Origin of the sequence: uncultured Campylobacter sp., from assembly GCF_938045465.1 — a bacterium.
In the GTDB taxonomy this organism is placed as follows: domain Bacteria; phylum Campylobacterota; class Campylobacteria; order Campylobacterales; family Campylobacteraceae; genus Campylobacter_B.
Window position 1 is genome coordinate 1 of sequence record NZ_CALIBF010000168.1, and the last position, 22,125, is coordinate 22,125.

Genomic DNA, 22,125 nt, shown 5'->3' on the forward strand with positions numbered 1-22,125 from the left:
CTTAATCCCCTTGTGCCAAAGCGCGCGCCCCATCATCAAAACGACCTTTCGCTCGCCCAGATCCGCCCCTTCGCATACGTCCGGATCGAAGTAGCTCGCATCCACGCCCACGCTTTTGATGCGGTAAATTTTATCCTCGCGGCTCAAGCCCTTAGCCAAAAAATAATCCGGATCTGCGTCATTTACGAAGATACAGCCGTCGCTAAGCGCCAAGGAGCGCCTGTAAAGCCGCTCGATCACGGCTCTATTAGAAGCGATTTTAGGTCGCCGTCCACGTAGAAGCTGCCGAGCCCCTCGACTAAATTTAGCACGGTTTTGATGCCCGCTTTTTTCGCCGCAAAGGTGCCGAAGACGTTTGATTTGTGCGCGGAGGTCTGAAGCATATCTAGGTTTAGATCGCGCAAAACGGCTGCCAAACCCTCGCTGTTTTTAAGCACCTTGAAAGGGTTGATCGAGGCCTTGTCGAGCTCGTAGGTCACGGCGTGAAATTCGCTCGCAAGCTTTTGCGTGTAATCGCCCGCGGGCGCGATGGCGTAAATTTCATGCCCCCGCTCTTTAAGAGCCCGCATTATCGGCGCGCGAAAGAAATATAGGCTCATGCTTTCGTGCGAAAGAAACCCTATGCGCGGCACGGCTCACGCTCCGTTTTAAAATTTTGCGACTTAAAATTTATATGATTTTGTGCGCGGCACGCGGAATTCTCGCCGTCTTGATTAAAATTTCGCGCCATAAAAAACCCTTGCTCTTTTTTAAAATTTACCGCCGATAAAAGCCCTCGCGACGCTTGAAAAAATTTCATTCGCTCTCCTTTAAACTTAGCCTAAATTTAATCTAAAAATCCGCGCACGGAAGTTAAATTTATTTCGCATGTCGCGATGAAATTTAACCCGCCCGTAGCGGCAAAATTTAGCGCTTTAATTTATAAACTTTCACAGCAGGGCTTAAGATCACAGGCTCGAATAGCTCGGGTCTATATCTTTCAAATACAAAAAGCTGAATGTAGCTTGAGTTTAGCATCGTCTTATCTAGCAGCAAAAATCGCCCGTAATCGCGCATGAAAATCACGTAAAATTGCGCGCTGCTGTCCATATTAAACTCTTTTACCGAAAGCTTGCCATTCGCGTCGTAGCTCGTTTCGTAAAAGGTATTGATCGCGAATTTTCTGCCGCTATATTCTAAATTTAAAAGGCTCGGCGAGATCGAAAAGCCGTTGTCCATATGCACGCCGCTTTGATCCTGAACAAACCTATCGCTCGTTATGAAAAACAGCTCGCCCAGCTGCTTGCCGTCGGTGATATCGATGTTTGAAAACTGCGTGACGACGGGGAAGATATTCATCATGCGATCGGGCAGGATGTAGTAGATGTCGCGAGTAGGCCTTGGCGGCTTAAAATCGGCCAGTCCCAAACTTAAGATAAAATCATTTACGTCTGTGGCATTATAATCTTTTAAAATTTGCTTTAGCTTGTTTGGAATTTTTTCGCTATATCCGCGCTCGGTGTATTCGACATCCAGACGCGCCATATTCGCAGAGCTCATCTGATCTCTAAAAAGCGCAAAGCTAACGGGGAAATTATCGTTGCCGAGGTGTTTGCCGCCGTCGATGAGAGTCTTTACGTCGCTGTAATAGCGTATGCCGTATCCGTAGTCCCACCACGAAAGCGCGTAATCCTCGCGCTGCGCCTTATCTTTGAGCTCGTCAAGCACCCGCACCTCGCTTTGATAAAAGACCGTATCGACCTTGTACGAGACGATGTGCTGCCATGCGGGGTAAATGGCAAGCGCCGTCAAAATAAGCAGTATCGCGCGTCCCGCGATCTTTGGCAGATCCAAGCGCTTTACGCAAAAATACAAAATATATCCGAAACTTAACCCCATCACGCCCACGGCGTAGATCGTAAATCTAAGGCCCGCTTTGTTTGCCGCAAAGCCCAAAAGCAGAAGCGGGATCGAGAGCAAAAATTCCTTATGCCTAAAGCAAAGCACTACGTATCCGATTGCCGCGATCACGAAAACCGCGACGTGCGAGCTGATGCGCTCCATAAAGATCTTAGGCGGCACGATGCCTGATTCTTGGATTGTTTGATTGACGTTGAAAAAATGAAATGCCGTATCGGCGTTGTCCGCAAGGGAGCGGAAGATATAAAATTTCGCCTGAAAGATGATCGGGCTAAGACCTCCGTTTGCGACGAAAAAGACTACGGCAAGCGCGCCGATAATCGCTAAAATTTTAAAATTTAATAGCTTTCCTTTAAATGCAAAGAGCCAAAATAGCGTAAGCGAGATTAAAATTTTAGCTACCAAAGGCGTGGAGCAAAGCGCGATCAAAAAGATGATCATCGCTTCGTAATTTACCGCACTTTTTCGCTTAAAAATCAGCGTGTAGGCGAAAAATACGGCGAGCATCATGGAATTTAGCGAAAAGCTGGACGGATACCACCACATATAAAATATCGTAAACGCACCCAGCCAAAACAGCGTGCTGCGCGAACCGCGCGTGCAGATACGGATGAACGCCCACAAAATACACATCGCAAGCACGATATTTAGCATATCGGTGTCGTAATACCCAGCCATTGTGCGGTTATAGTAGCTATTCGCCACGCTCGCGACAAGCGCGCCGATGAAGCCTGCGCGCATGCAGCGAAACTCGCTTGAAATTAATAAAATCGGCACTACGATGAGCGAGCTAAACAAAGCCGGCAGATAAACGAAGATCGTCTCGATTTTAAAGGGCAAAATTTCAGCCAAAAACGCCGTCACGATCGAAAGCGGCGCGCTAAAATAACTAAGATCGTTGGGCTGATGAAAGCCGGCGAGTCGGTCGCGCGCGCCCTCTGCAAAGGCGTAGCCGTCGTTGGTGTTTATCATCAGCTCGCCATCCCAAAAAAAGTAGTTCGGAAAACCGCTCGCCCAGTGCACCCACCACATACGAAACGCCACGCTAAAGGCAAACGCGAGCAAAGTCATCAGCAAAATATGCTTTGAAAACTCATAATTTTTTATAAAACCGAAAATTTTGCGCCTAGCAGGAAGCGCGTCAGCTGACTGATTTTTGGAATTTTGGGAATTTTCTGTTGTGGAGTTTTTAGAATTATCAGAATTTATGCCGTTTGTAGAATTTAAAGCACTTGCGGAATTCGCATTTTTAAATTTAGCCAAATTAGCGGCTTTTGCGGAATTTTTATTTGTAGAGTTCGCAGCGCCAGCGGAATTTTTATTTGTAGAATTTTTGCTCGTGGAATTCGCAGCGTCCTTCAAATTTGAGTTTGCAGAATTTGCGCCTGCGGAATTTTTAGAATTTACCGAGGTAGAATTTTGTCCGCTTGATTTTTTAGCCTTTTTGGATTTTTTTTGTGCTCGCATTTTTGCAGAAACAGCGCGCGCTTGATCGTCGCTTAAATTTTTAGCGCCGGCGTGCGCGGAATTTTTGCTCGCAGAATTTTTTGCATCAAGCTCAGAATTTTTATCGCTCTGAGGCGCGGTATCCTCGCTACCCTTAATCTCGGCATTTTCGCCATTAAAATTCTCTCCGCCATCCGCGGAATACTCTGCGTCAAAATTTCCCTCACTAGCGAAATTTTCGCTTAAGGCAGCTTTGTCGGCACCCATTGATTGCGCGCCTTTTTGATCGGACGATCCTTCGTCGATCTCTCTGACGCTAAAAGCCTTTTTTTCTTCACCCACGCCTATTTTCCTTCGTCGATTTGTTCTATTTTTGCGATCAGCTCGCTTGCTATCCGTTTTTTATCGAAAAACGAGGCTCTAATTTTAGCCTTTTTCTCATAAAATTTTACATAATTTTCATCATCCAGCGCTTTTTGCATCGCCGCTTGGGTGCTTTCTAGATCGTTCACGCCCACCAGCACGCCCCATTCGCTCTGCCCCAAAAGCTCGCGCGCGCCGCTTTGATGATCGCTTGAAATTACGAGTTTGCCGCACGCAAGAGCTTCGATAAGCGCGTTTGAAAACCCCTCAAAAAGGCTTACGAAAACAAACGCGTAGCATCTAGCCATATACTTATACGGATTTGCGTCAAAGCCCAAAAGCTTCACGCGGCCGCCTAAGCCCAGCTCCTCTATCAGAGCTTCAAGCTCGGCCCGCAGCACGCCGTCGCCCAAGATCAGCAGGTCTTTGTCGTTATTTTTTAAATTTGCATACGCGCGGATCAAAAGTGCGTGGTTTTTTCCCGCATCGAGCCTGCCGACGCTTAGGAAAAACGGTCGCTCCTGCGCGACCTGCTGCTGCGCTTTGCGACTGATCTCATCCAGATCGATCGCGTTGTATAGCACGCTCATCTTGCGCTCATCGATTCCGAAATTATCCGCCAGATCGCGCAAATTTCCAAGCGAGTTGGGGAAGATAAAATCGGCCTTCGGATAGAGCTTACGCAGCAGAAGCTTTGAAATTTTAGATTTGAAGTTCGGCTCTTTATACAGCACCGACGGCGTCGAGCATTCGTTAAAAATCATCGTTCCGCCCAATCCGTAAACTCGCGCCAGCGCCGCCACGTAACAAGGGCGGTTCATCCAAACGAAGTGGATGTCGATACCTAGGCGCTCGCATAGCTTTTTGTAGCGCAGCGCCAAAAACGGCAGCTTTGCAAGCTTCAGCAGCCCGTTTTCAAAGGGGGCTGATTTTTCGATGAAATGGATCTGCACGTCGCTTGGAATTTCATAAAAAATCCTCTCGTTCATCAGCACCAGATGCACTTCATAGCGTGCCGTAAGCTCGCCTAAGAGGTTGCTTACGACGCGCTCGGCGCCGCCGCCTCCCATCGAATATATAAAAACGCTTAATTTCTTCATCCCTTTACCTTTTAAATTTCTGCCGCGCTATAAATTTAAGCTTTGCTCGCGCCTTTTTACGCGAGCATACGCCGCGCTGTTTAAATTTAGCGCGTTTTGCGCTGCCCCAAGCGGCTAAATTTCATCGCGCGATGCGCTTTGTAAATTTAAACGCGCCGCTCTGCTCGGGCGCGAAATGCTATCTTAGCACACCGAAGTTTAAATTTATCTCCGCGCGCCGCTAGGGCATCGATAAGCGGCTGCTATTTGCGCGCAAACCGATCTATCAAGCCCTGCCAGAGCTCAACGATGCGCTCTTGCGAAAACTCGTCTAAATTTTCATTTGCATTTTGCACAAGAGTATCTCGCAGCGCCTCATCACGCATTAAATTTTCAAGCTTGCTCGCAAGTTCATTCGCATCGCCGCGTTTAAACAAAATGCCGCTAAGGCCGTCCTTTATGAGCTCTTTTGCGCCCGCCGTGTCGCTGCTAAGCCGTGCACAGCCGTAAAACGCAGACTCGATCAAAACGTTTGGAAGCCCCTCGCTAAGCGAGCTTAGCACAAAAATTTTGGCTTCTTTATACAGCTCGCTCACGTCCTGCTTGTGCCCTAAAAATCGCACTTCAAGCCCAAGCCGCGCCACGAGCTCGCGCAAGCTTTCGCGCAGCGAGCCGTCGCCCGCGATTAAAATTTCCCACTTCGCAAGCAGGCTTTTATCGATCCTGCTTAGCGCGTCGAAGTAAATTTCATACCCCTTTACAGGCTCGAGCCTGCCGATGCTTAAGATCACGTTTCGCTTGGCGCTTTTAGCACCATCAATCTCGCCGAAAAAGGGGTTGTGCACGACGAAGCAGTTTTTGACAAATCGCGAATAGTACTCAAAGTCCGAGCGCGTAAGCACCGTAAGCGCGTCCGCTTTTTTGTAGCACAGATCGCGCACGCGGCTAAAAAGCCCGCTTGACATATAATCGTGCGCGTTGTGCTCGGTCGCGATGAGCGGGATGCCTAGCCCAAAGCTTGCGATCACGCACGCTACGTTCGTCCAGTCCATAAAGCTGATGATGACGCTTGGGCGCTCGCGCTTGAAGCACTCGCGCAAAATTCTGTATTTATCGAACCTGCCGCCGTTTTTATAAACATCTAGATGCAAAAATTTTATCTTTTCGCTAAATTTATACCTGCCCTCGTCGTTTTCCAAAATCGCGATCGTAACGTCGTTTGCGCGCGCAAAATGGTTCGCCAAGACCTGCAGCACGCGCTCGGCGCCGCCGTTTCTAAGAGCTGCGATGACGAATAAAATTTTCATTTTAGCTTCCGATAAATTTTATAAAATAGCCGCAAAAGCGCGGGGCTAGCGTAAAACAAGACCATCATCAGCGTCTGCGTGCGGCTTGCATGCGCTGCGAAAAATCCAAAATCCAGCCGCTCGCGCACCAAAGCGTGCAGTGAGCGGATCTGATCCACAGCTTCTGCAGCGCTTAAAGGAGAGCGGGGATCTGCGATCTTTCTTTGCGACGCAGAATTCTGCTCGGAATTTCGCATATAATTTTGCTCGGAGGAATTTTTAAATGCGGAATTTTTACCGCATGCGCAAGATAAACTATCAGCACCGCGTAAATCTGCCTCGTTTGTCAAACCGCACGTATTAGCCTCAAGAGGAGAAGTTGCATCCCCCCCATCCGAGCCCGCAGCATCAAAGCTCGATTTGATAATTAAAAACGCCGTATTCAGCGCGGACTCGCAGCGAGTAAAATTAGCCTCACGCGCCAAGCTTGGATAATTCGCAGCGATCGCCTCAGTATAGCGGCGCACCGCAGCGATGACCGCCAGATGCCTGCGTGCGAATGAATTTACGGTCGAGCCCGCCCTTACGCGATAAAAATATAAAATTTCATCCGTGCACGCCGAAATAGAAGCGTTAAAAATATCAAAAAATATCGCCACATCCTCATAGATCTGCCCCGTAGGAAAGCGCAAAGCAGCGAAAATTTCGCGAGCAAACAGCGCGCGCCAAACCGCGGTGCTAAAATACGGATCCTGCGTGCAGCTGCGTCTAAAAAGCTCTTGCGGCGATATTTTGTATTCGCCTGCGTTGGCATTCGAATTTGCAGCTCCTCCTAAATCGCTAACCTCTTTAGAATTTTGATTTTCTTTAGAATTTAAAGCCGCCTTGAAATTATTTATTTCGCTCTCGTCGCCAAATGCTGCGTAGCCGCACATAGCGATTTTGGTGCAAAATTTCTGCGTCAGGCGAAAAAGCGTCTCAATCAAATTAAGGCTTATCAAATCGTCGCTATCTACGAAACTGATAAACTCCCCGCGAGCGACATCCAAAGCAGCGTTTCGCGCGCTAGCCTGCCCGCCGTTTGGTTTATGCAGCACGCGCACACGAGGATCACGCGCAGCGTATTCGTCGCAAATCGCCTCGCTGCCATCATTTGAGCCATCATCTACGAGTAAAATTTCTAAATTCGTATAGGTCTGCGCCGTGATACGCTCCACGCAAGCGCGCAGGAATTCTTTGACATTATAAACGGGGATGATGACCGAGATTAGGGGATTTTCGCTCATTATTCCTCCCTGTGTATCGTAGCGGCTATAAAATCCAACCAGCGTTGCCCGATCGTTTCAATTTTAAAGCTCTCCTCGCGCTTGGAGGCGTTTTGCACGAGCCGCTCGCGCAGCTTTTCGTCGCTCATTAGAATTTCAAGCTTTTTAGCGATACTTGCGCTATCGCCCACCGGACACAAAAACCCATCTACGCCGTCGCTTATAAGCTCGCTAGGACCTGCGATGCAATCTGTAGAAATTCTAGCGGTGCCGAAAAATATACTCTCCATCAAAATATTACAAAAGCCCTCCATCTTGGAGGTTACGACTACGATTTTAGCGCGTTCATATAAGCTCTCGATATCGCGCACAAAGCCGATGAACTGCACATTTAAGCGCAGCTTCGCAGCTAGGCTTTCAAGGCTCTTTCGCTCCTCTCCGTCGCCTGCGATCACCACCTTCCACTCTTTTAAAAGATTGAAATCTATAAGCGCAAGCGCCTTAAGAAGGACATCAAAGCCCTTATAGACATTGAGCCGGCCGGCTGCTAGGATGATATTTTCTTTAGGCGGGCGGGCCTCTTTAGCATGGCTGATCTCAAACATCGGATTAGGCATAATCGCGCGATTTTGCACATATGTGTAATGATCCAGATCGAATTTACTAAGCACGCTAAGACCTGCAGCCCTCGGATAAAAGATCCGCTTGAGAGCTCGCCAGATCGGACTTTTTAAAAAGCGATGATTGGTGTGTTCGGAGACGATGATTTTCTGCCCAACTCCAAGATTTGCGATAAGCGTAAGGACATTGGTATTATCTAAAAACGAGATTACGACGTCAAATTTACGACTTTTTAGAAGCCTATGCAAGGCTAAAATTTTATCGTAGCGCTTTTTTATATTGCCAAATACTCCCAAATCGCCCACTCCTAAATCCAAGCTAAGAAGCTCGATCTTAGAATCTAGCGCGTAAAACGGCTCATCTGCGTCAAATTTTATCACGCAGACTTCATTCTCACGGCAGAAAAAATTTGCCAGCACGCTTAGCACGCGCTCGGCACCGCCCTTGCCTAAAGCAGAAATCACCATAGCTATTTTCATTTTATGAGCCTAAACTTGTTTTTAAAAATTTCATCGAGTCCTCTCTTTTACGGCGCAACGCCTCATTTACGCCATCCCAATCGATAGTCGCGTCCAAGCGCGCGTCTTTGGGATCTTGCAAAGCTCTATCTTCAAGCCCGAACGAGCCCAAAAGCGAGCTAAAGCGCGACGCACCGCGACTAGCGTTAACGAGCACAAAAAACGGCTTATTAAAGATTATGGAAAATACGCAGCCGTGAAATGAGTCGGTTAGCACAAACTCCGCGCCCGCAATAGCGCTTAGCCATGCTTTTATGCCGATGCGGTTGCCGCGGTCGTTCACCTCATCTATCTCTAGGCCGCTTTGCTTCTTTAATAGCTCTATCGCCGCTTCTGAGCGAGGCGATGGATCTAGGATATAGGCAAAGCCCTTGCGCTTTGGCGCATGGCTTAAAAATTTATCGTAAATCTCTTTGTTAGCTAAAAGCGTAGGATCCAGTACCCAGTGCGCATCTACACCAAAGCATTCGCGCGCAAGCTTTACGCCGTCGCATTCGCGCACCGAAATAGCTTTAAATTTAGCCAAATTTGCAACGTGAGCTTTTAAATCTGCGGGATTTTTAAGCCCACAGAGCCTATCTCCGCCGAAGCTTGCAGCATAGGCGATCCGCGTGCAGTTAGGCGGCAAAAATCCAAGGCTAAAGCAATCTGCAAAATCCGCAAAATAGCTAGGGCGAAAAACCTGATCGCTTCCTAAAATCACCGCTTCAAAGCGCTCTTTCTCGCACAGCACCTTTAAATTCGCAGGTGTGCAAACAGGCGCGGTTAAAGGGATATTTTCCGCCACAAACTCGCTAGTATCGCGCTCGTAAGAGGGATTAAATTTCGCGCCGCAAAGCTCCTTTTTAAGCGCGCGTACCACTAAAAATTTAATATACGCAATCGATAGTTTGCTTCTTTGCAGGCGCAAGTTTATGAGCCACGGCTCATGCCCAAGCCCCACTAGCACGCGGCTTAGCGCGTAAGCTTGTAAAATTCCGCCGTAATTATTTACTAGCGGCAGGGTAAAAATCCCGATCTTCATGCAAACTTCCTATAAATTTTATATGCCGCGATCTTTGGTAGCGCCAAAAGCGCTAGCACTTTATTTGCAGCGGCGATCTTTTTAAGCCTAGCAGCGATGAAATCATCACAATCAAAATGCGTAGCGCTATATCGCTGGATCTGAAGCTTCTGGCGCAAGATGTAACGCTTAAGCGGATTTTTCGCACCGTAGAAAATTTCGTTTTTGCACTCCACCTGGCTTTGCTGCGAGCGCTGCACCTCTGCTGCGGATATCCGCTCGCAAAAAATCGCCTCGCGTGCCTGCTTCGTAGGCTGCGAAAATAGCGCGTCGATCTGAGCTGCGCGCGTAATTACGAGCGATGTGCCGCGCCACTCGCTCATTTCGCTTTGCAGCCACGCATCCATCAGTACGACGTCGGCGCATTTGGCAAAAACGTCAGTGCAGGAGTTGCACGCAAGCGGCGTAAAAGCGCGCGAGCTCCAGTATGCAAAGGCGCTACTACTGCGATCGTCTATCGCCTCACTGCCGTCTGCAGCGCGAAATTTAAAGCCAAAGCTCATCGCACTTTTGCCCGCGATTTTATATCTGTAATTAACCGCCGCGAGCTGCTTACGCTCTTTAAACGCAAGATCTGCCAGCTTATGCGTAAAACCAGTACCCTTGCCCTGTCCGCAAACCAGCCCGATAATAAAGCTTATGCGGGATTTAAGGCGCGGATTTTTACTCGCAGCAAGCCTTAAGGCCTTGGCAAAACACGGCAGCGCGCTAATCGCGTATCTACCCTCGCGGCGCGACATCTCCTTTAGCACTGCTTCAAGCGTGAGCGGATAGTAAGCGGACGAGCGCGCACGAGTAAGCTCATCGGCATTTTTTATCACGCTAAATTTAAATAGCGGCACGGAATTTTCGCCCGCATAATTTCGCGTGTTTTTAGAATTCTCGCAGGCAAAATTCTGTGCTGATACGGAATTTTTACAAGAAGCTTTAGAATTCTGTGCAAAATTTTCATTTGTAAAATTTTGCACAGAATTCTGCGTAAAATTTTCGCAAAAGGAATTTTGCGCACTCGTAAAATTTATAGAATCATCATCCGCCAAATTCTGCGTTAAATTCGGAATTGCGGAATTCTGTTCGGAATTTTTGGTTGCGGAATTTTGCAAATTCTGTGGCTGCGCTAAATTATTGCAGGCAGAAAAATCCCGCTTGGGATTTTGGGCTATAAAATCCCCCTCGTCCGCAGGCACGGCGCAAATCGCGTAATCTATGAGCCCGCGCGCAAAAAGCTCGCGAAAAATATAATCTCCCGCGCCGCCGCTTGCACTGCTTAGGCGCTGCGCTTCATCTTTTTTGTAGAATTTATAAGTGGCTAAAAACCTGCCAAAATCAGGACTAAAGCTTTCCAGCTCTGAGTATGATTTAGAATTTAGCTCATTTTCAAGCATGTCTTTTTCGTAAAACGGGCAGACTTTTAGACAAATATCACATTTGTCGCGGCACCCTTCGCCCTCCTCAGGCGCGTAAAATCCATTGCCTCCAAGCCGCATTTTTAGCACGCTAAAAGGGCAGCTGCTCGCGCAGACGCCGCAGCCGATACAGCGGTCTTTCGTAACCACTTCGCTAATTACATTGAAGCTCAAGCCCGCCTCCTTATCTTAGCCGCAATGCCACCAAAAATCGCGCGTTCGTAGTCATTCATCGCCCAAAAATACGCGCTTAGCACAAACATAGCCGAATAAAGCCCGCCGCAAATTAACAAAAAGCTCACTCCATGCAAGCCTAATGCGTAATTTATCACTAGGCTTACTGCGATTGCAGGAGCAAATTTTACTACCATCGCGCCGATATTTCGCCAGAATTTAGCGATGTCAAGTCCGATTACACGAGCATAGTAGATGTTCATCACACAGATATTTAGCAATGTGATCGCAAAAGCCGTACCGCACGCAGCGCCCACGCCACCGTAAGCCTTAGCTAGCGGAATAGAAATAGCGATATTTACGAGCGTGACGCAAAACGCGGCGATTGAGCGAAATTTGACTTTGTTTTTTGCCTGAAGCACGGCTAGGCCTAAATTTTGAATCAACGGCACGCTTACTGGAAGCACCAAAATAAGCGCGATTGCGTATGAAATTTCATAATTTGCGCCAGCCCATAGCACGATAAACTCCCGCCCAAAAATCACCAAAAGCGACGCGATAAAAAATATCACGTAAAATTGCAGCCTGCCTATTTTGATAAATTCCGCGCTAAGCTCGGAATCGGTGGAGTTTGCAGAGACCATTTTGGCGATTTTAGGAAGCATCACGCCGCTAATGGTAAGCGAAAGCGTGACGAAAGTGGCATTTATCGTGCTTGCTACGGCATACGTGGAAACCGCCGTAGCGCCTGCTACCGCGCCTAAGATAAAATTATCGACATTCCAGTTTACTTGATCGACTACGATGCCTAAAAATATAAAAAACGAGTAGCCAAAAATTTGCTTAAGCGTGGGGGCGTCGAAATTTCGCACGCTTATCACGGGCGAGACTTTGCTTTTGCAATAGATGAAATCTGCCGCGACGCAGATTAAATTTACCGCCGTAGCGATGATTACGATCGCGATAGCCTTATATCCCAAAAGTAGCGCAGGCACCGCAGCTAGCGGCAGAGCGATCGTGCGAAAGATCCCAACTAGCTTAATAAATACGAAATTCTCATGCGCCGTAAGGATCGACGAATAGATGCTAAAAGGAAAGCTAATCGCTAAATTTGCAGTTAGTAGCATTAGCATAATGCGAATTTCGCCCATCTCACTAGCGCTTAGCTTAGCGCCAAAAATCGCGTGCAGATTAGCTAGCAGCGCAGCTCCTGCAATCACGATCACCGCGCTCATTACCAAATACACGCTAAAAATCGTGCCGTGTAGCTTATGCATGCGCTCCACTTCGCCGCTTGAGACGTATTTGGCGGTATAGACCGTCACGGCGTTGCCGAAACCCAAATCCAAAATCGCTAAATAGCCAATAACGCTGCTAGCTAAAGAATACAGCCCAAACTCGCTCTGCCCCAGCGCCCGCAGAAAAAACGGCGTATAAACCAAAGTAAGTATCGTAGAAACAAAGATATTTACATACGATAGCACGACGCCGAGCTTACGCTGCGCGGCTTCGGGGGCGTTTAGAATTTTAAGCAAACAAGGCTTCCTTTTACTCCGCCGCGATTAAACGCGGCGGAGTAAAATTTTAAAATTTCAAATCGCACTTTCACGCTAGAACCTAGAGCTTCTTTTCCCAATTTAGCGCGCTTAGGATGATCTCATCCAGGCTCTCGTGCTCAGGCTGCCAGGAGGTTTTGGTTCGAATTTTATCCGCGTTTGAGATGAGGCAGGCAGGATCGCCCGCTCTGCGCGGAGCGATCTCCACTTTAAAATCCACGCCGCTTACTTTTTTGGCTTCATTGACGACCTCTTTTACGCTAAAGCCCGTGCCGTAGCCTACGTTAAAGACCGCGCTGTCGTTACTTTGCAGATAATCAAGCACCGCCAGATGCGCGCTTGCGAGATCTTCTACGTGGATGTAGTCGCGTATGCAGGTGCCGTCTTTGGTGTCGTAATCATCGCCGAAAATGCTCATCTTATCGCGCTTGCCGACGATCGTTTGGGTCGCAACCTTGATAAGATGCGTCGCGTTCGGGTAGTTTTGCCCGATTGTGCCGTCACTTGCGGCCCCTGCAACGTTGAAGTAGCGCAAAATTCCATATTTAAAATTCGGATTTGCCGCTGCCGCGTCTTTTAACACCCACTCGACCATCAGCTTGCTTCTACCGTACGGATTGATCGGATTTTGCGGAGTTTCCTCGCTTACCTGCGGGATGTCGGGCTCGCCGTAGGTCGCTGCCGTGGAGCTAAAGATAAAGTCTTTCACGCCGTATTTGTTCGCAAGCGCGATCAAATTCATCGCGTTGGCGGTGTTGTTTAGATAGTATTTTAGCGGATTTTGCGTGCTTTCAAAAACCTCAATAAACGCCGCAAAGTGAATGATCGCATCAAATTTTTCGCGCTTAAAAAGCTTCTCGATTGCAGGGGTGTTTTCTAGGCTTTCCTGTACGAACTCAAACTCGCCCACGTCGCGAAGCGCCTCGATCGCTCGCATCGAGCCTTTGCAAAGATTATCCAGTATGACGACGTCGTGGCGGTTCGCTTCTAAAAGTGCCTTTGCGACGTGGCTGCCGATGTATCCCGCGCCGCCTGTGATTAAAATTTTCATCTATTCTCCTTCGGATCAAATTTATCAAAACACGCGATTATAGCCCCTTAGATTAAATCGCTGGTCGCACGCGCAAAAATACGGGGAAGCGTGGCTTTTTCTCGCGGGTTAAATTTTGGTATTGATAGGTGATGATCGTGCCCACCCTAGGCGGATTTGCCCGCATTTCGTCGCTAAAGCCCGTGCCTACTTTAAATTTCACTCCGCTACGTAGATCCACGCAGCTAAGCGAGCCCATCTTGCCCTCGTTTTTGCCGTAGCCCGGGTTGATTTTTACGACCTTGCACTCGCTATCGTGCATCTTTTTATATTTTAAAATTTTATCACTGCGCCCGCTTTCATAAAGCGCGTTTGGATCGCGCAGCACGACCCCTTCGCCGCCTGCTGCGATGACGCGATCAAAATACGCCTGCACGTCGGCGTGCGTGCTTACCGGGGTTTGCTGCACGATGAGTAAATTTTGCGCGCCACTTGAGGCGATAAAATTTCTTAAAATTTCCATCTTCGCGCTCAGGTTTTTCTGCTCCTTCGGCAGATCGAACGCGTAAAATTTCACCCTGCTCCAGCGCTCATCGGGCACGCTAGAAGAGACGATCGAGACGAGCTGCTCAAACTCTCCGCGCGCCGTGTATAGCTCGCCGTCCACGAAAAACGGCGGAAAGCCCGCGCTCCAGCCCTCGGGAGCGTTTATGATCTTGCCGCGCCTGGAGCGCAGATTTTTGCCGTCCCAGATCGCGCGCACGCCGTCTAACTTCTCGCTAATCACCCAGCCCGTGATATTCATGCCGGGGACGTATTCTTTAAGCAGCATCGGTTTAAATTTAGCCTCGTCCGCGAACGCGCCGCAGAGCAAAAACAACGCGCAAAAAACCGCGCCTTTTAAAATTTTAAAAATTTCACTTAGCATATGCCGCTAGCTCCCTTTCTATAAAGTCGCAAAAAACGGGCGTATAGCTCATGCCCGCGCACTCTTTTTGCAAAAATTCGCCCATCACCGCGATGTAATTCAGATAGTCGTCCTTGGTGATCTTGCCGCGCAAAAGCTCGTATTTCAAAAACAGCCAGTAGGTGTTAAGCACGTCGGATCTGCAGTACTCGTCGATCTTGGCCTGCTCGCCGCCGTAATACAGCTGCAGTACCTGATCGCCGTGCACGTCGTATTTGCCGGGAAGGCCCACGCTGGCGCAGATATGATCGAGCTTGAGCCCGCGAACGGCGCCAAAATCGCTTATGTGATCGAGCAGATCCAGATGAAACCGCCCGTCGTAGCGGCTGCGGTAGTTCTCCCATTTGCTCTTGTTGTTATCGCGATCGTTCGTCTCAAAATACGCCGCGGCGCTTAGATCATAGCACATCGCGCGCGCCATAATCATCGGCAGATCGAACCCGCGCCCGTTGAAGCTCACGAGGCGCGGATTAAAATCCTCGATGAAGGTTAAGAATTTTGCGATTTTATCGCGCTCGCTCTCGCCATCAAGCGTAGAGACGCGCAAAAATCTGCCGAATCCGTCCGCCATCACGGCGCTAATGCTAACGACGCGATGGAAGCAGACGGGTAGGAATTCGCTGCCGGTTTTTTCTTTGAAAATCTCCATCGCCTTAAGCGAGAGCAATTTGTGGTTTAAAATTTTACTTTTATCCGCGTTAAAGATCAATTGCTCGCCGTAAATTTTAAAATTTAGCGCGTTTAACGCGAGATCTTGCGCGGAATTTAAAGCGTGATTTTCGCTCTTTGAGCTTTGAGATATGGAGCTTTGAGACGTAAAACTTTCCGCCGCGAAATTCTGAGGCGCAGGGCTTTGCGGCGCGGAATTTTCTACCGCGGAGCCCTGTGTCGCGGAGCTTTGAGGCGCGATATCGTCGTAGGTTAAATTTAGCGACGCGGAATTTTTAGACGCCATATTTTGCGGCGCTAAATTTTGCTCTGTGGAATTCGATGCGGAATTTTTGCTCGTAAAATTTACCTGCGCGTGATTTTCAGCGGAATTTTCACTCTCAAAGCTTTGAGACGCGACGTCTTGCTGCGTAAAGCTTTGAGGTGCGGAATTTTGCTCGGAATTTTCTATTTTAAAATTCTGCTCCGCCGAATTTGCAGCAAAATTTAAAGACGCGTTTTGTTTCTCGCCGCCGATCTTTTGCGAGAGCTGCGCGTCAAGAAGCTTTGCGAAGCTTTTTTTATCGAAAGGCTCAAAGCAGCTCGCGATCGCTTCCTCATCCAGCACCCGCACCAGCGCCGCTACGTCAGGGATCGTCTCGCAATCAAATACGCAGATATAATCCTTTTTCATCAAGCTCCTTCCTGGCGGTTTTTGCCGCTTTTTTCAAAAACAGCCCTGAAATAATCCTCTATTTCCATGCCGTTTTTAGGTATGCTCGCTAGATCGAGCTCCTTGCTCATCCAAGGTTTTCATTGCCGCTTTCAACTTTTAAATTTTACACTGCCGTATTTTCGCGGCAAAAGGGGCGTGCGCGGAGGCGCGGCAAATTTCGCTACCCTCACCGCGGCGCAATTACCGTGCACGAAAGCGCGCCGGTCGTTAAATTTATCCTTGGATCAAGCGCCTAATGTCTGGCAAAATCTCGCCGGACGCCTCGCAAATCCTGCTTCGCAGCACGCTAAAATCGCCGCAGTAATCGCCCAGAAGCTGCAAAATATCGTCTCTGATAGCTTGCGAGCGCTCGCTCAGAAGCAGCTCCTGCAAAAGGGCGAAAATTTCGCTCTCATGCGCCAGCGTGCATCCGTAGTAGGGATCAAGGTAATAATCTAGACACAACAGAAGCGAGGCTTTCTCGGCCTCATCATCACCTCGCAAAACGGCGGCGATGCCCTCTATGCCGCCCTCTGCTATGGCTTTGTGCCTAGCCTCGTAATAGACCGTGCGCGCCAAATTTTGCCCTTTTTGCACGCCGCTTATTCGGCCTTAGCCGCATCCCACGCAAGGATCATCTTACCATCGGCGTCGGTCACCACGTCGCACATGCCCATGATGTTGTAGCCGCAGTCGACGTAGTGCACCTCGCCGGTCACGCCGCTAGCTAGGTCGCTAAGCAGATACATCGCGCTGTTGCCGACGTCATGCGTCGTGACATTGCGTTTTAGCGGGCTGTTTACCTCGTTGTAGCGCAAAATCATCCTAAAATCGCCGATTCCGCTTGCGGCAAGCGTCTTGATCGGACCCGCGCTGATAGCGTTTACGCGGATGCCGCGCGCGCCAAGATCGTGAGCGAGATAGCGCACGGAGCTTTCAAGCGCTGCTTTTGCAACGCCCATAACGTTGTAGTGAGGCACGAATTTCGGCCCTCCAAGGTAGGTTAGCGTGAGCACCGAGCCGCCCTCTTTTAGCACCGGTAGCACCGCGCGCGTGAGGCTTAGTAGCGAATACACGCTCGTGCCCATCGCGATGTCAAAGGCCTCTTTGCTCGTGTTTACAAACTCGCCTTCTAATGCTTCTTTGGGCGCATAAGCTACCGCATGCACGACGAAATCTATCTCGCCGAGATCTGCTTTAATGCGATCCGCAAGACCGTCAAGGTGGGCTTGGTTATTTACGTCAAGCTCATAGACTAATTTACTCCCAAACTCCTCCGCGATCGGCTCTACGCGTTTTTTCAGCGCATCGTTTAGGTAGGTAAACGCCATCTGCGCACCCTGCTCGTGACAAGCTTCGGCGATGCCGTAAGCGATGGATTTGGCGTTAGCGACGCCGACGATGAGGCCCTTTTTGCCTTTTAAAATCATTATTTCTCCTTTCTATTTTTGCTTGGCTTTTTCTACTTATTCTGCGTTAAAATTTAAAAAATAATGCTCACGAACCATATGTTCGCTCCGCTTATTTTTTAAATTTTGCCTTGACTAAGCGAAAAATCCTGCGCAATTTGACTTAAAAATTTTGCAACCCAAATTTGAAACCAAATTCGATAGCGGCAGTATCGTGAGATAGATTTTAATGTTGTGTAGAAATTTTAAGTCAAGACTAGGCGCATAGCCTGTCGCGGACTTAAAATTTCAAACTCATTAAAAGACGCTCACGAGACGACGCGTATAAGCTCCAAAAACTTCGAGGCGTCCCAGCTTGCTGTGCCCACTAACACCCCGTCGCAACCTCTTATCGCGCAAATTTTTGCGATATTTTCAGCATTTACGCTGCCTCCGTAAAGTAGAGGTGCTGAGCTTTTGGTGCCTAAAAACTTCAGCATTCTTTCGATTTGCTCGCACTGCGCACTTCTGCCCGTACCGATCGCCCAGACGGGCTCGTAGGCTAGTACTAAGCTCGGATATTTCAGATCGATACCCTCAAGCTGTGCCGCTACGAAATCCTCGCTGCGATCTTGCGCGAATGCCGCCTCGTCCTCGCCGACGCAAAAGACGATGCGCCAGCCCTGCGCCGCAGCAAAACCGAATTTCTCTCTTATCAGCTCCGCGCTCTCGCCCAAAATAGCGCGCCGCTCACTATGTCCGATAAGAACGGTTTTGATGTCAAATTCCGCCAGCATATCGCCGCCGATCTCGCCTGTAAAGCTGCCGTGCGCGGCAGGATAGAAATTTTGCGCGCCTTGAGTAAAATTTTTCACTTTCGCGCAAAATGCGCTAGCAGGAGGAAAAACCAAAATTTCATCCTCGCGCGAAATTAGGCCCGCTAAGCCTTCATTTAAAGTTTTAGCGTACTGCTCAAAGCTAGCTCGGGTATGGTTGCATTTAAGATTCGCTGCCAGTATCATCGCAGCTCCGTTTTAGCAGTAAGCACTCGCACGCCCGGCAGCTCCTTGCCCTCGATGAGTTCTAAGCTCGCGCCGCCTCCGGTAGAAATAAAAGTCATATCATCAGCGTTACCAGCGCGTTCGACGACATCTGCGGTATCGCCGCCGCCCACTACGGTCGTGGCGTCGCTATCTGCGATCGCGTGCGATATATGCAGGCTGCCACGAGCGAATTTATCGATCTCAAAAACCCCCATCGGTCCGTTCCACCAGATCGTTTGTGCATCGTCTAGGGCTTCTTTAAAAAGCGCTACGGTCGCAGGTCCGATATCTAGCCCCATCCAATCGCTTGGAATTTCTTGGACGGTAACCTTTTTTGTAACGGCGTCTTGCGAGCATTGTGGAGCTGCGACGGCATCGACAGGGATATAAATTTTAACCCCAAGCTCTTTGCCGCGGCGCAAGATATTTAGTGCGTCAGATATAAGATCCTCCTCTAAAAGCGAATTACCGATATCATATCCGACGGCTTTTAAAAACGTAAACGCCATGCCGCCTCCGATGATGAGCTTATCGACTTTAGGAAGTAAATTTTTAAGCGCCTGAAGCTTGCCGCTTACTTTGCTGCCGCCCGTTACGGCTACGAAAGGACGCGCAGGATCTTTAATAAGGTCTTTGGCGAATTTTATCTCTTTTAGTAGCAAAAATCCCGCCGCCTTATGCGCCTCATCGTAGAATTTCGTAATCGCCTCTACCGAAGCATGCGCGCGGTGGCATACGCCAAAAGCATCGTTGATATAAAATTCCGCGTAGCTCGCAAGCCTCTTAGCTAGTGCTTCGTCATTTTTGCTCTCGCCCTTTTCAAAGCGCAGATTATCCAGCAGAAGCACTTCGCCCTTTTTAAGCGAATTTACCGCAGCTCCTGCCTCCTCGCCCGCGACATCAGAGACAAATTTTATCTCACGCTCCAAAAGCCTAGATAACCTCTTTACCACAGGCTTTAGGCTAAGTCTTTCTTCGTATCCGTTTTTCGGGCGCCCTAAGTGACTGGCCAAAATTACTGCACAGCCCTCGTCTAAGCAATATTTAATCGTAGGGATAGACGAACGAATGCGACGATCGTCCGTAATATTGCAAAACTCATCCATCGGCACGTTAAAATCGCACCTGATAAAAACGCGCGCGCCGTCTTTAAATTTCAAATCTTTAATCGAAAGAATTTCGCCCATCTTATTTCCTTCTTTGTGCCGCATATAGGGCTAAATCGATGAGGCGCTCACTATATCCCCACTCGTTGTCATACCAGCTCATCACTTTTATAAGATTACCGTCAATTACCTGCGTGCAGTCGCTAGCTACGATGCTGGAGTATTCTGAAGTACAAAAATCGCTGCTGACGCGGCTATCGTCATCTACGAGCAAAATTCCTTTCATCTCTTTAGCGGCATAGCGGCGGAAAATTTCGTTTAGCTCCTCAGCACTCGTCTGTTTACGCGTTAGCACCGTTAGATCAACCATCGAAACGTTAGCCACCGGCACGCGCACCGATTGTCCGTGCATCTTACCGCTTAGCTGCGGAAGTACCTTACTAATCGCTTTTGCCGCACCCGTCGTAGTCGGAGCGATATTAAGAGCCGCGGCGCGTGAACGGCGAAAGTCCTTGGCTTTTACATCGACTAGACTCTGTCCATGCGTATAGGCGTGAATTGTCGTCATCAGACCTTTTTCGATGCCAAGCTCATCGTCTAAAATTTTTGCAATCGGAGCCAGGCCGTTAGTGGTGCAGCTAGCGTTTGAGATTACGCGTTGTCCTGCATAAGCGCCCTCATTAACGCCGATTACGAAAGTAGGCGTATCATCCTTGGCAGGTGCGCTCATTACGACTACGCCGATACCGTTATCTATGAACGGCTTGCATTTTTCGCTCGTTAAAAACGCACCAGTACATTCAAGCACAGCTTCTGCGCCATCGCCTGCAAAATCAAGCTCCGCAGGCTCTCTGGTGGAATAGACGCGGATTTTTTTGCCGTCTACGGCTATGCATTCGTCGCTTAGAATTTCTACTTTTTTACGAAACTCGCCGTGAACGGTATCGTATTGAAGCAGGTATCTCGTAAGCTCGCGTTTAGCGGTATCGTTGATCGCCACAAGCTCTACATCGTCCCTGCTTAGCGCAATTCTAGCCGCGCACCTACCGATCCTTCCAAAGCCGTTGATTGCGATTTTTACTGCCATAAGGTTCTCCTTATTTGGGATGTTTTCAGCTGGAATTTTACTAAATTTGGGTTAATCTTTGATTAAATAAAAAGTCGCGAAATTTAGGATTTACTTTTTGGCTATATAATTCGCGAACTTTTTTTAAAGGAGAAAAAATGAGACGAATTGTATTCTCGTCATTAGCGGCAATCGCGATTTTAAGCGGATGCAACCAACCTAAGGCCGATACGGCTCCACAGCAAACGCAAGAGCCCGTAACGCACACGATCGTATTTCTGCTTGGAGAGACCGGAGATAAGCGCATCAGCCTTAGTTCGAACGATATGTTCGCAACGGGCGTGCTAACCGACGAAAAAGGCAAAAAGCATAATCTCAAACGCGCTGCTTCCGCAAGCGGTATAATGCTTACGAACGCCGAAGGCATCGAGCTTCTTTTCAAACGCGGAGAGGGAGTGTACACGCCGGGCAAAGGCAAGAAGGATATTCCGGTAACCTACACCGAGCACGAGCACAAAAGCGGCGAAATGATGTAGCCGCGGCGGGGTTAAATTTAAGCGCCCGCAAAAGCGAATTAAATTTAACCCCTCGTTTCTGCTTCTTTATCCATAGCGAAATTTAACTCTCGTTTCGATCTCTTTGATCTGCGATGATATTTAACCTTTTATTTTCGCTTCTTTCATCTACGCAAATTGAGCTTTTTTGCAAATTTAAGCTCTCGCGTGTTAAAAAATAAGTCCCGCCAAGCCTGAAATCCTCAAATTTTACAAAATATCCATTTGATCTGCGCTTTACCAGCGAATTTCTTGATCTTCAACCGAATTTCACTTCAAATTCGCTAAACTGCGCTGAAATTTTAGCAGGCCGGTGCAAATACGGCGCGAAATAGATCATTTAGCGAGATTACCGCATGGATAGCATTAAATTTTACCTAAACGATTACGATATGAAAGGCGAAGGCCTTACCAAAGTCGTCGTTACGATAAACGATAAGCCCCTGCTTGAGCTGATTAGGCAGCGCGAGCGAAGCTTTGCGGCAAAGGACGGGCAAGCTAGCATCGCGGGAGACTACGCCTACTTAAGCTTGATCGATTTTGAGGAGCTATTTTTTGCGCGCCGCGCTTGAAGCCGATTTGGCGCAAGATGAGCGAGATGTCGTGCTACTGGGCTGTCCGTGCGGAATCTGGAACTGCTGGTATCTCGCGCTTAAGATTAAATTTGAAGAAAACGCGGTTAAATTTAGCGACTTTACAAACCCGCGCCGCAAAGATTGGCGGTATGGGCTTGAGTTTAAATTTAACCGCGTGAGCTTTGTGGGCGAAATTTCCAAAATCGCCTCTTTTAATAAGCTCTGAAATTTAGATCTAAATTTAGGAAATTTTAACGGCGCGATCGAATCTGCTGCAAAACAAATCCGCCTTAGTCTCGGCGAAATTTAGCTTTGAGGCGACGAGAGCGCCGCGCAAGCTTATAGTATTAAAATTTT

General features: G+C 48.5%; 20 protein-coding genes and 1 pseudogene. 3 read left to right on the forward strand and 18 right to left on the reverse strand.

Annotated elements, in window-relative coordinates; genetic code table 11:
• The 18 genes and pseudogenes from Q0413_RS08135 to gap form a co-directional block, all read right to left on the reverse strand.
• Nucleotides 1-632, reverse strand: a pseudogene (locus tag Q0413_RS08135) (glycosyltransferase); the annotation flags it as partial.
• Nucleotides 620-799 carry a hypothetical protein gene (locus Q0413_RS08140; RefSeq protein WP_298988473.1) on the reverse strand — a complete coding sequence of 60 codons (180 nt, stop codon included), beginning with the start codon at nt 797-799 and terminating at the stop codon, nt 620-622. The pseudogene Q0413_RS08135 and the gene Q0413_RS08140, both read right to left, overlap by 13 nt.
• A gap of 107 nt (nt 800-906) precedes the next feature.
• The gene (locus tag Q0413_RS08145; RefSeq protein ID WP_298988474.1) at nt 907-3,687 is read right to left on the reverse strand and encodes an STT3 domain-containing protein; all 2,781 of its coding nucleotides are present in this window, start codon (nt 3,685-3,687) and stop codon (nt 907-909) included.
• 2 nt (nt 3,688-3,689) lie between these two features.
• On the reverse strand, nt 3,690-4,808 hold the full coding sequence (locus tag Q0413_RS08150) for a glycosyltransferase (protein ID WP_298988475.1): 1,119 nt from the start codon (nt 4,806-4,808) through the stop codon (nt 3,690-3,692).
• 242 nt (nt 4,809-5,050) lie between these two features.
• The gene (locus Q0413_RS08155) at nt 5,051-6,094 is read right to left on the reverse strand and encodes a glycosyltransferase (protein ID WP_298988476.1); all 1,044 of its coding nucleotides are present in this window, start codon (nt 6,092-6,094) and stop codon (nt 5,051-5,053) included.
• Nucleotides 6,091-7,359, reverse strand: coding sequence for a glycosyltransferase (locus tag Q0413_RS08160; protein ID WP_298988477.1), 1,269 nt, complete (start codon nt 7,357-7,359; stop codon nt 6,091-6,093). The genes Q0413_RS08155 and Q0413_RS08160 overlap by 4 nt, the downstream gene beginning before the upstream one ends.
• Nucleotides 7,359-8,438, reverse strand: a complete 1,080-nt coding sequence (locus Q0413_RS08165) for a glycosyltransferase family 4 protein (RefSeq protein ID WP_298988478.1) — start codon at nt 8,436-8,438, stop codon at nt 7,359-7,361. The genes Q0413_RS08160 and Q0413_RS08165 overlap by 1 nt, the downstream gene beginning before the upstream one ends.
• A 1-nt stretch (nt 8,439) precedes the next feature.
• Nucleotides 8,440-9,501 (reverse strand): polysaccharide pyruvyl transferase family protein, encoded by a 1,062-nt coding sequence (locus tag Q0413_RS08170; protein ID WP_298988479.1) that lies wholly within the window; start codon nt 9,499-9,501, stop codon nt 8,440-8,442.
• Nucleotides 9,498-11,120, reverse strand: a complete 1,623-nt coding sequence (locus Q0413_RS08175; protein ID WP_298988480.1) for a Coenzyme F420 hydrogenase/dehydrogenase, beta subunit C-terminal domain — start codon at nt 11,118-11,120, stop codon at nt 9,498-9,500. The genes Q0413_RS08170 and Q0413_RS08175 overlap by 4 nt, the downstream gene beginning before the upstream one ends.
• On the reverse strand, nt 11,117-12,655 hold the full coding sequence (locus Q0413_RS08180) for an oligosaccharide flippase family protein (RefSeq protein ID WP_298988481.1): 1,539 nt from the start codon (nt 12,653-12,655) through the stop codon (nt 11,117-11,119). The genes Q0413_RS08175 and Q0413_RS08180 overlap by 4 nt, the downstream gene beginning before the upstream one ends.
• An 82-nt stretch (nt 12,656-12,737) precedes the next feature.
• A complete protein-coding gene (gene galE, locus Q0413_RS08185; RefSeq protein WP_298988482.1) occupies nt 12,738-13,727 on the reverse strand; it encodes a UDP-glucose 4-epimerase GalE in 990 nt (329 codons plus the stop codon).
• 52 nt (nt 13,728-13,779) lie between these two features.
• The gene (locus tag Q0413_RS08190) at nt 13,780-14,634 is read right to left on the reverse strand and encodes a DNA ligase (RefSeq protein ID WP_298988483.1); all 855 of its coding nucleotides are present in this window, start codon (nt 14,632-14,634) and stop codon (nt 13,780-13,782) included.
• Nucleotides 14,624-16,015: a 3'-5' exonuclease gene (locus tag Q0413_RS08195; protein ID WP_298988484.1), complete on the reverse strand. Its 1,392-nt coding sequence runs from the start codon at nt 16,013-16,015 to the stop codon at nt 14,624-14,626. Before Q0413_RS08195 ends, Q0413_RS08190 begins: the two co-directional genes overlap by 11 nt.
• Nucleotides 16,016-16,270: 255 nt before the next feature.
• Complete coding sequence (locus tag Q0413_RS08200) at nt 16,271-16,633, reverse strand: hypothetical protein (RefSeq protein ID WP_298988485.1); 363 nt, start codon at nt 16,631-16,633, stop codon at nt 16,271-16,273.
• Between the two features lie 5 nt (nt 16,634-16,638).
• A complete protein-coding gene (gene fabI / locus Q0413_RS08205; protein WP_298988486.1) occupies nt 16,639-17,466 on the reverse strand; it encodes an enoyl-ACP reductase FabI in 828 nt (275 codons plus the stop codon).
• Between the two features lie 287 nt (nt 17,467-17,753).
• The gene (locus tag Q0413_RS08210) at nt 17,754-18,446 is read right to left on the reverse strand and encodes a triose-phosphate isomerase (protein WP_298988487.1); all 693 of its coding nucleotides are present in this window, start codon (nt 18,444-18,446) and stop codon (nt 17,754-17,756) included.
• Nucleotides 18,443-19,654, reverse strand: a complete 1,212-nt coding sequence (locus Q0413_RS08215; protein ID WP_297895140.1) for a phosphoglycerate kinase — start codon at nt 19,652-19,654, stop codon at nt 18,443-18,445. The genes Q0413_RS08210 and Q0413_RS08215 overlap by 4 nt, the downstream gene beginning before the upstream one ends.
• Before the next feature lies 1 nt (nt 19,655).
• Nucleotides 19,656-20,660 (reverse strand): type I glyceraldehyde-3-phosphate dehydrogenase, encoded by a 1,005-nt coding sequence (gene gap, locus Q0413_RS08220; RefSeq protein WP_298062089.1) that lies wholly within the window; start codon nt 20,658-20,660, stop codon nt 19,656-19,658.
• A 137-nt stretch (nt 20,661-20,797) separates the two neighbouring features.
• Here gap and Q0413_RS08225 point away from each other — a divergent pair, with 137 nt between their 5' ends.
• The 3 genes from Q0413_RS08225 to Q0413_RS08235 all read left to right on the forward strand — a co-directional run bounded on the left by Q0413_RS08225 (nt 20,798) and on the right by Q0413_RS08235 (nt 21,994).
• Nucleotides 20,798-21,175, forward strand: coding sequence for a hypothetical protein (locus Q0413_RS08225; RefSeq protein ID WP_298988488.1), 378 nt, complete (start codon nt 20,798-20,800; stop codon nt 21,173-21,175).
• 374 nt (nt 21,176-21,549) lie between these two features.
• Nucleotides 21,550-21,765: a hypothetical protein gene (locus Q0413_RS08230; protein WP_298988489.1), complete on the forward strand. Its 216-nt coding sequence runs from the start codon at nt 21,550-21,552 to the stop codon at nt 21,763-21,765.
• A complete protein-coding gene (locus Q0413_RS08235; RefSeq protein WP_298988490.1) occupies nt 21,749-21,994 on the forward strand; it encodes a hypothetical protein in 246 nt (81 codons plus the stop codon). Before Q0413_RS08230 ends, Q0413_RS08235 begins: the two co-directional genes overlap by 17 nt.
• The last annotated feature ends 131 nt before the right edge of the window (nt 21,995-22,125 follow it).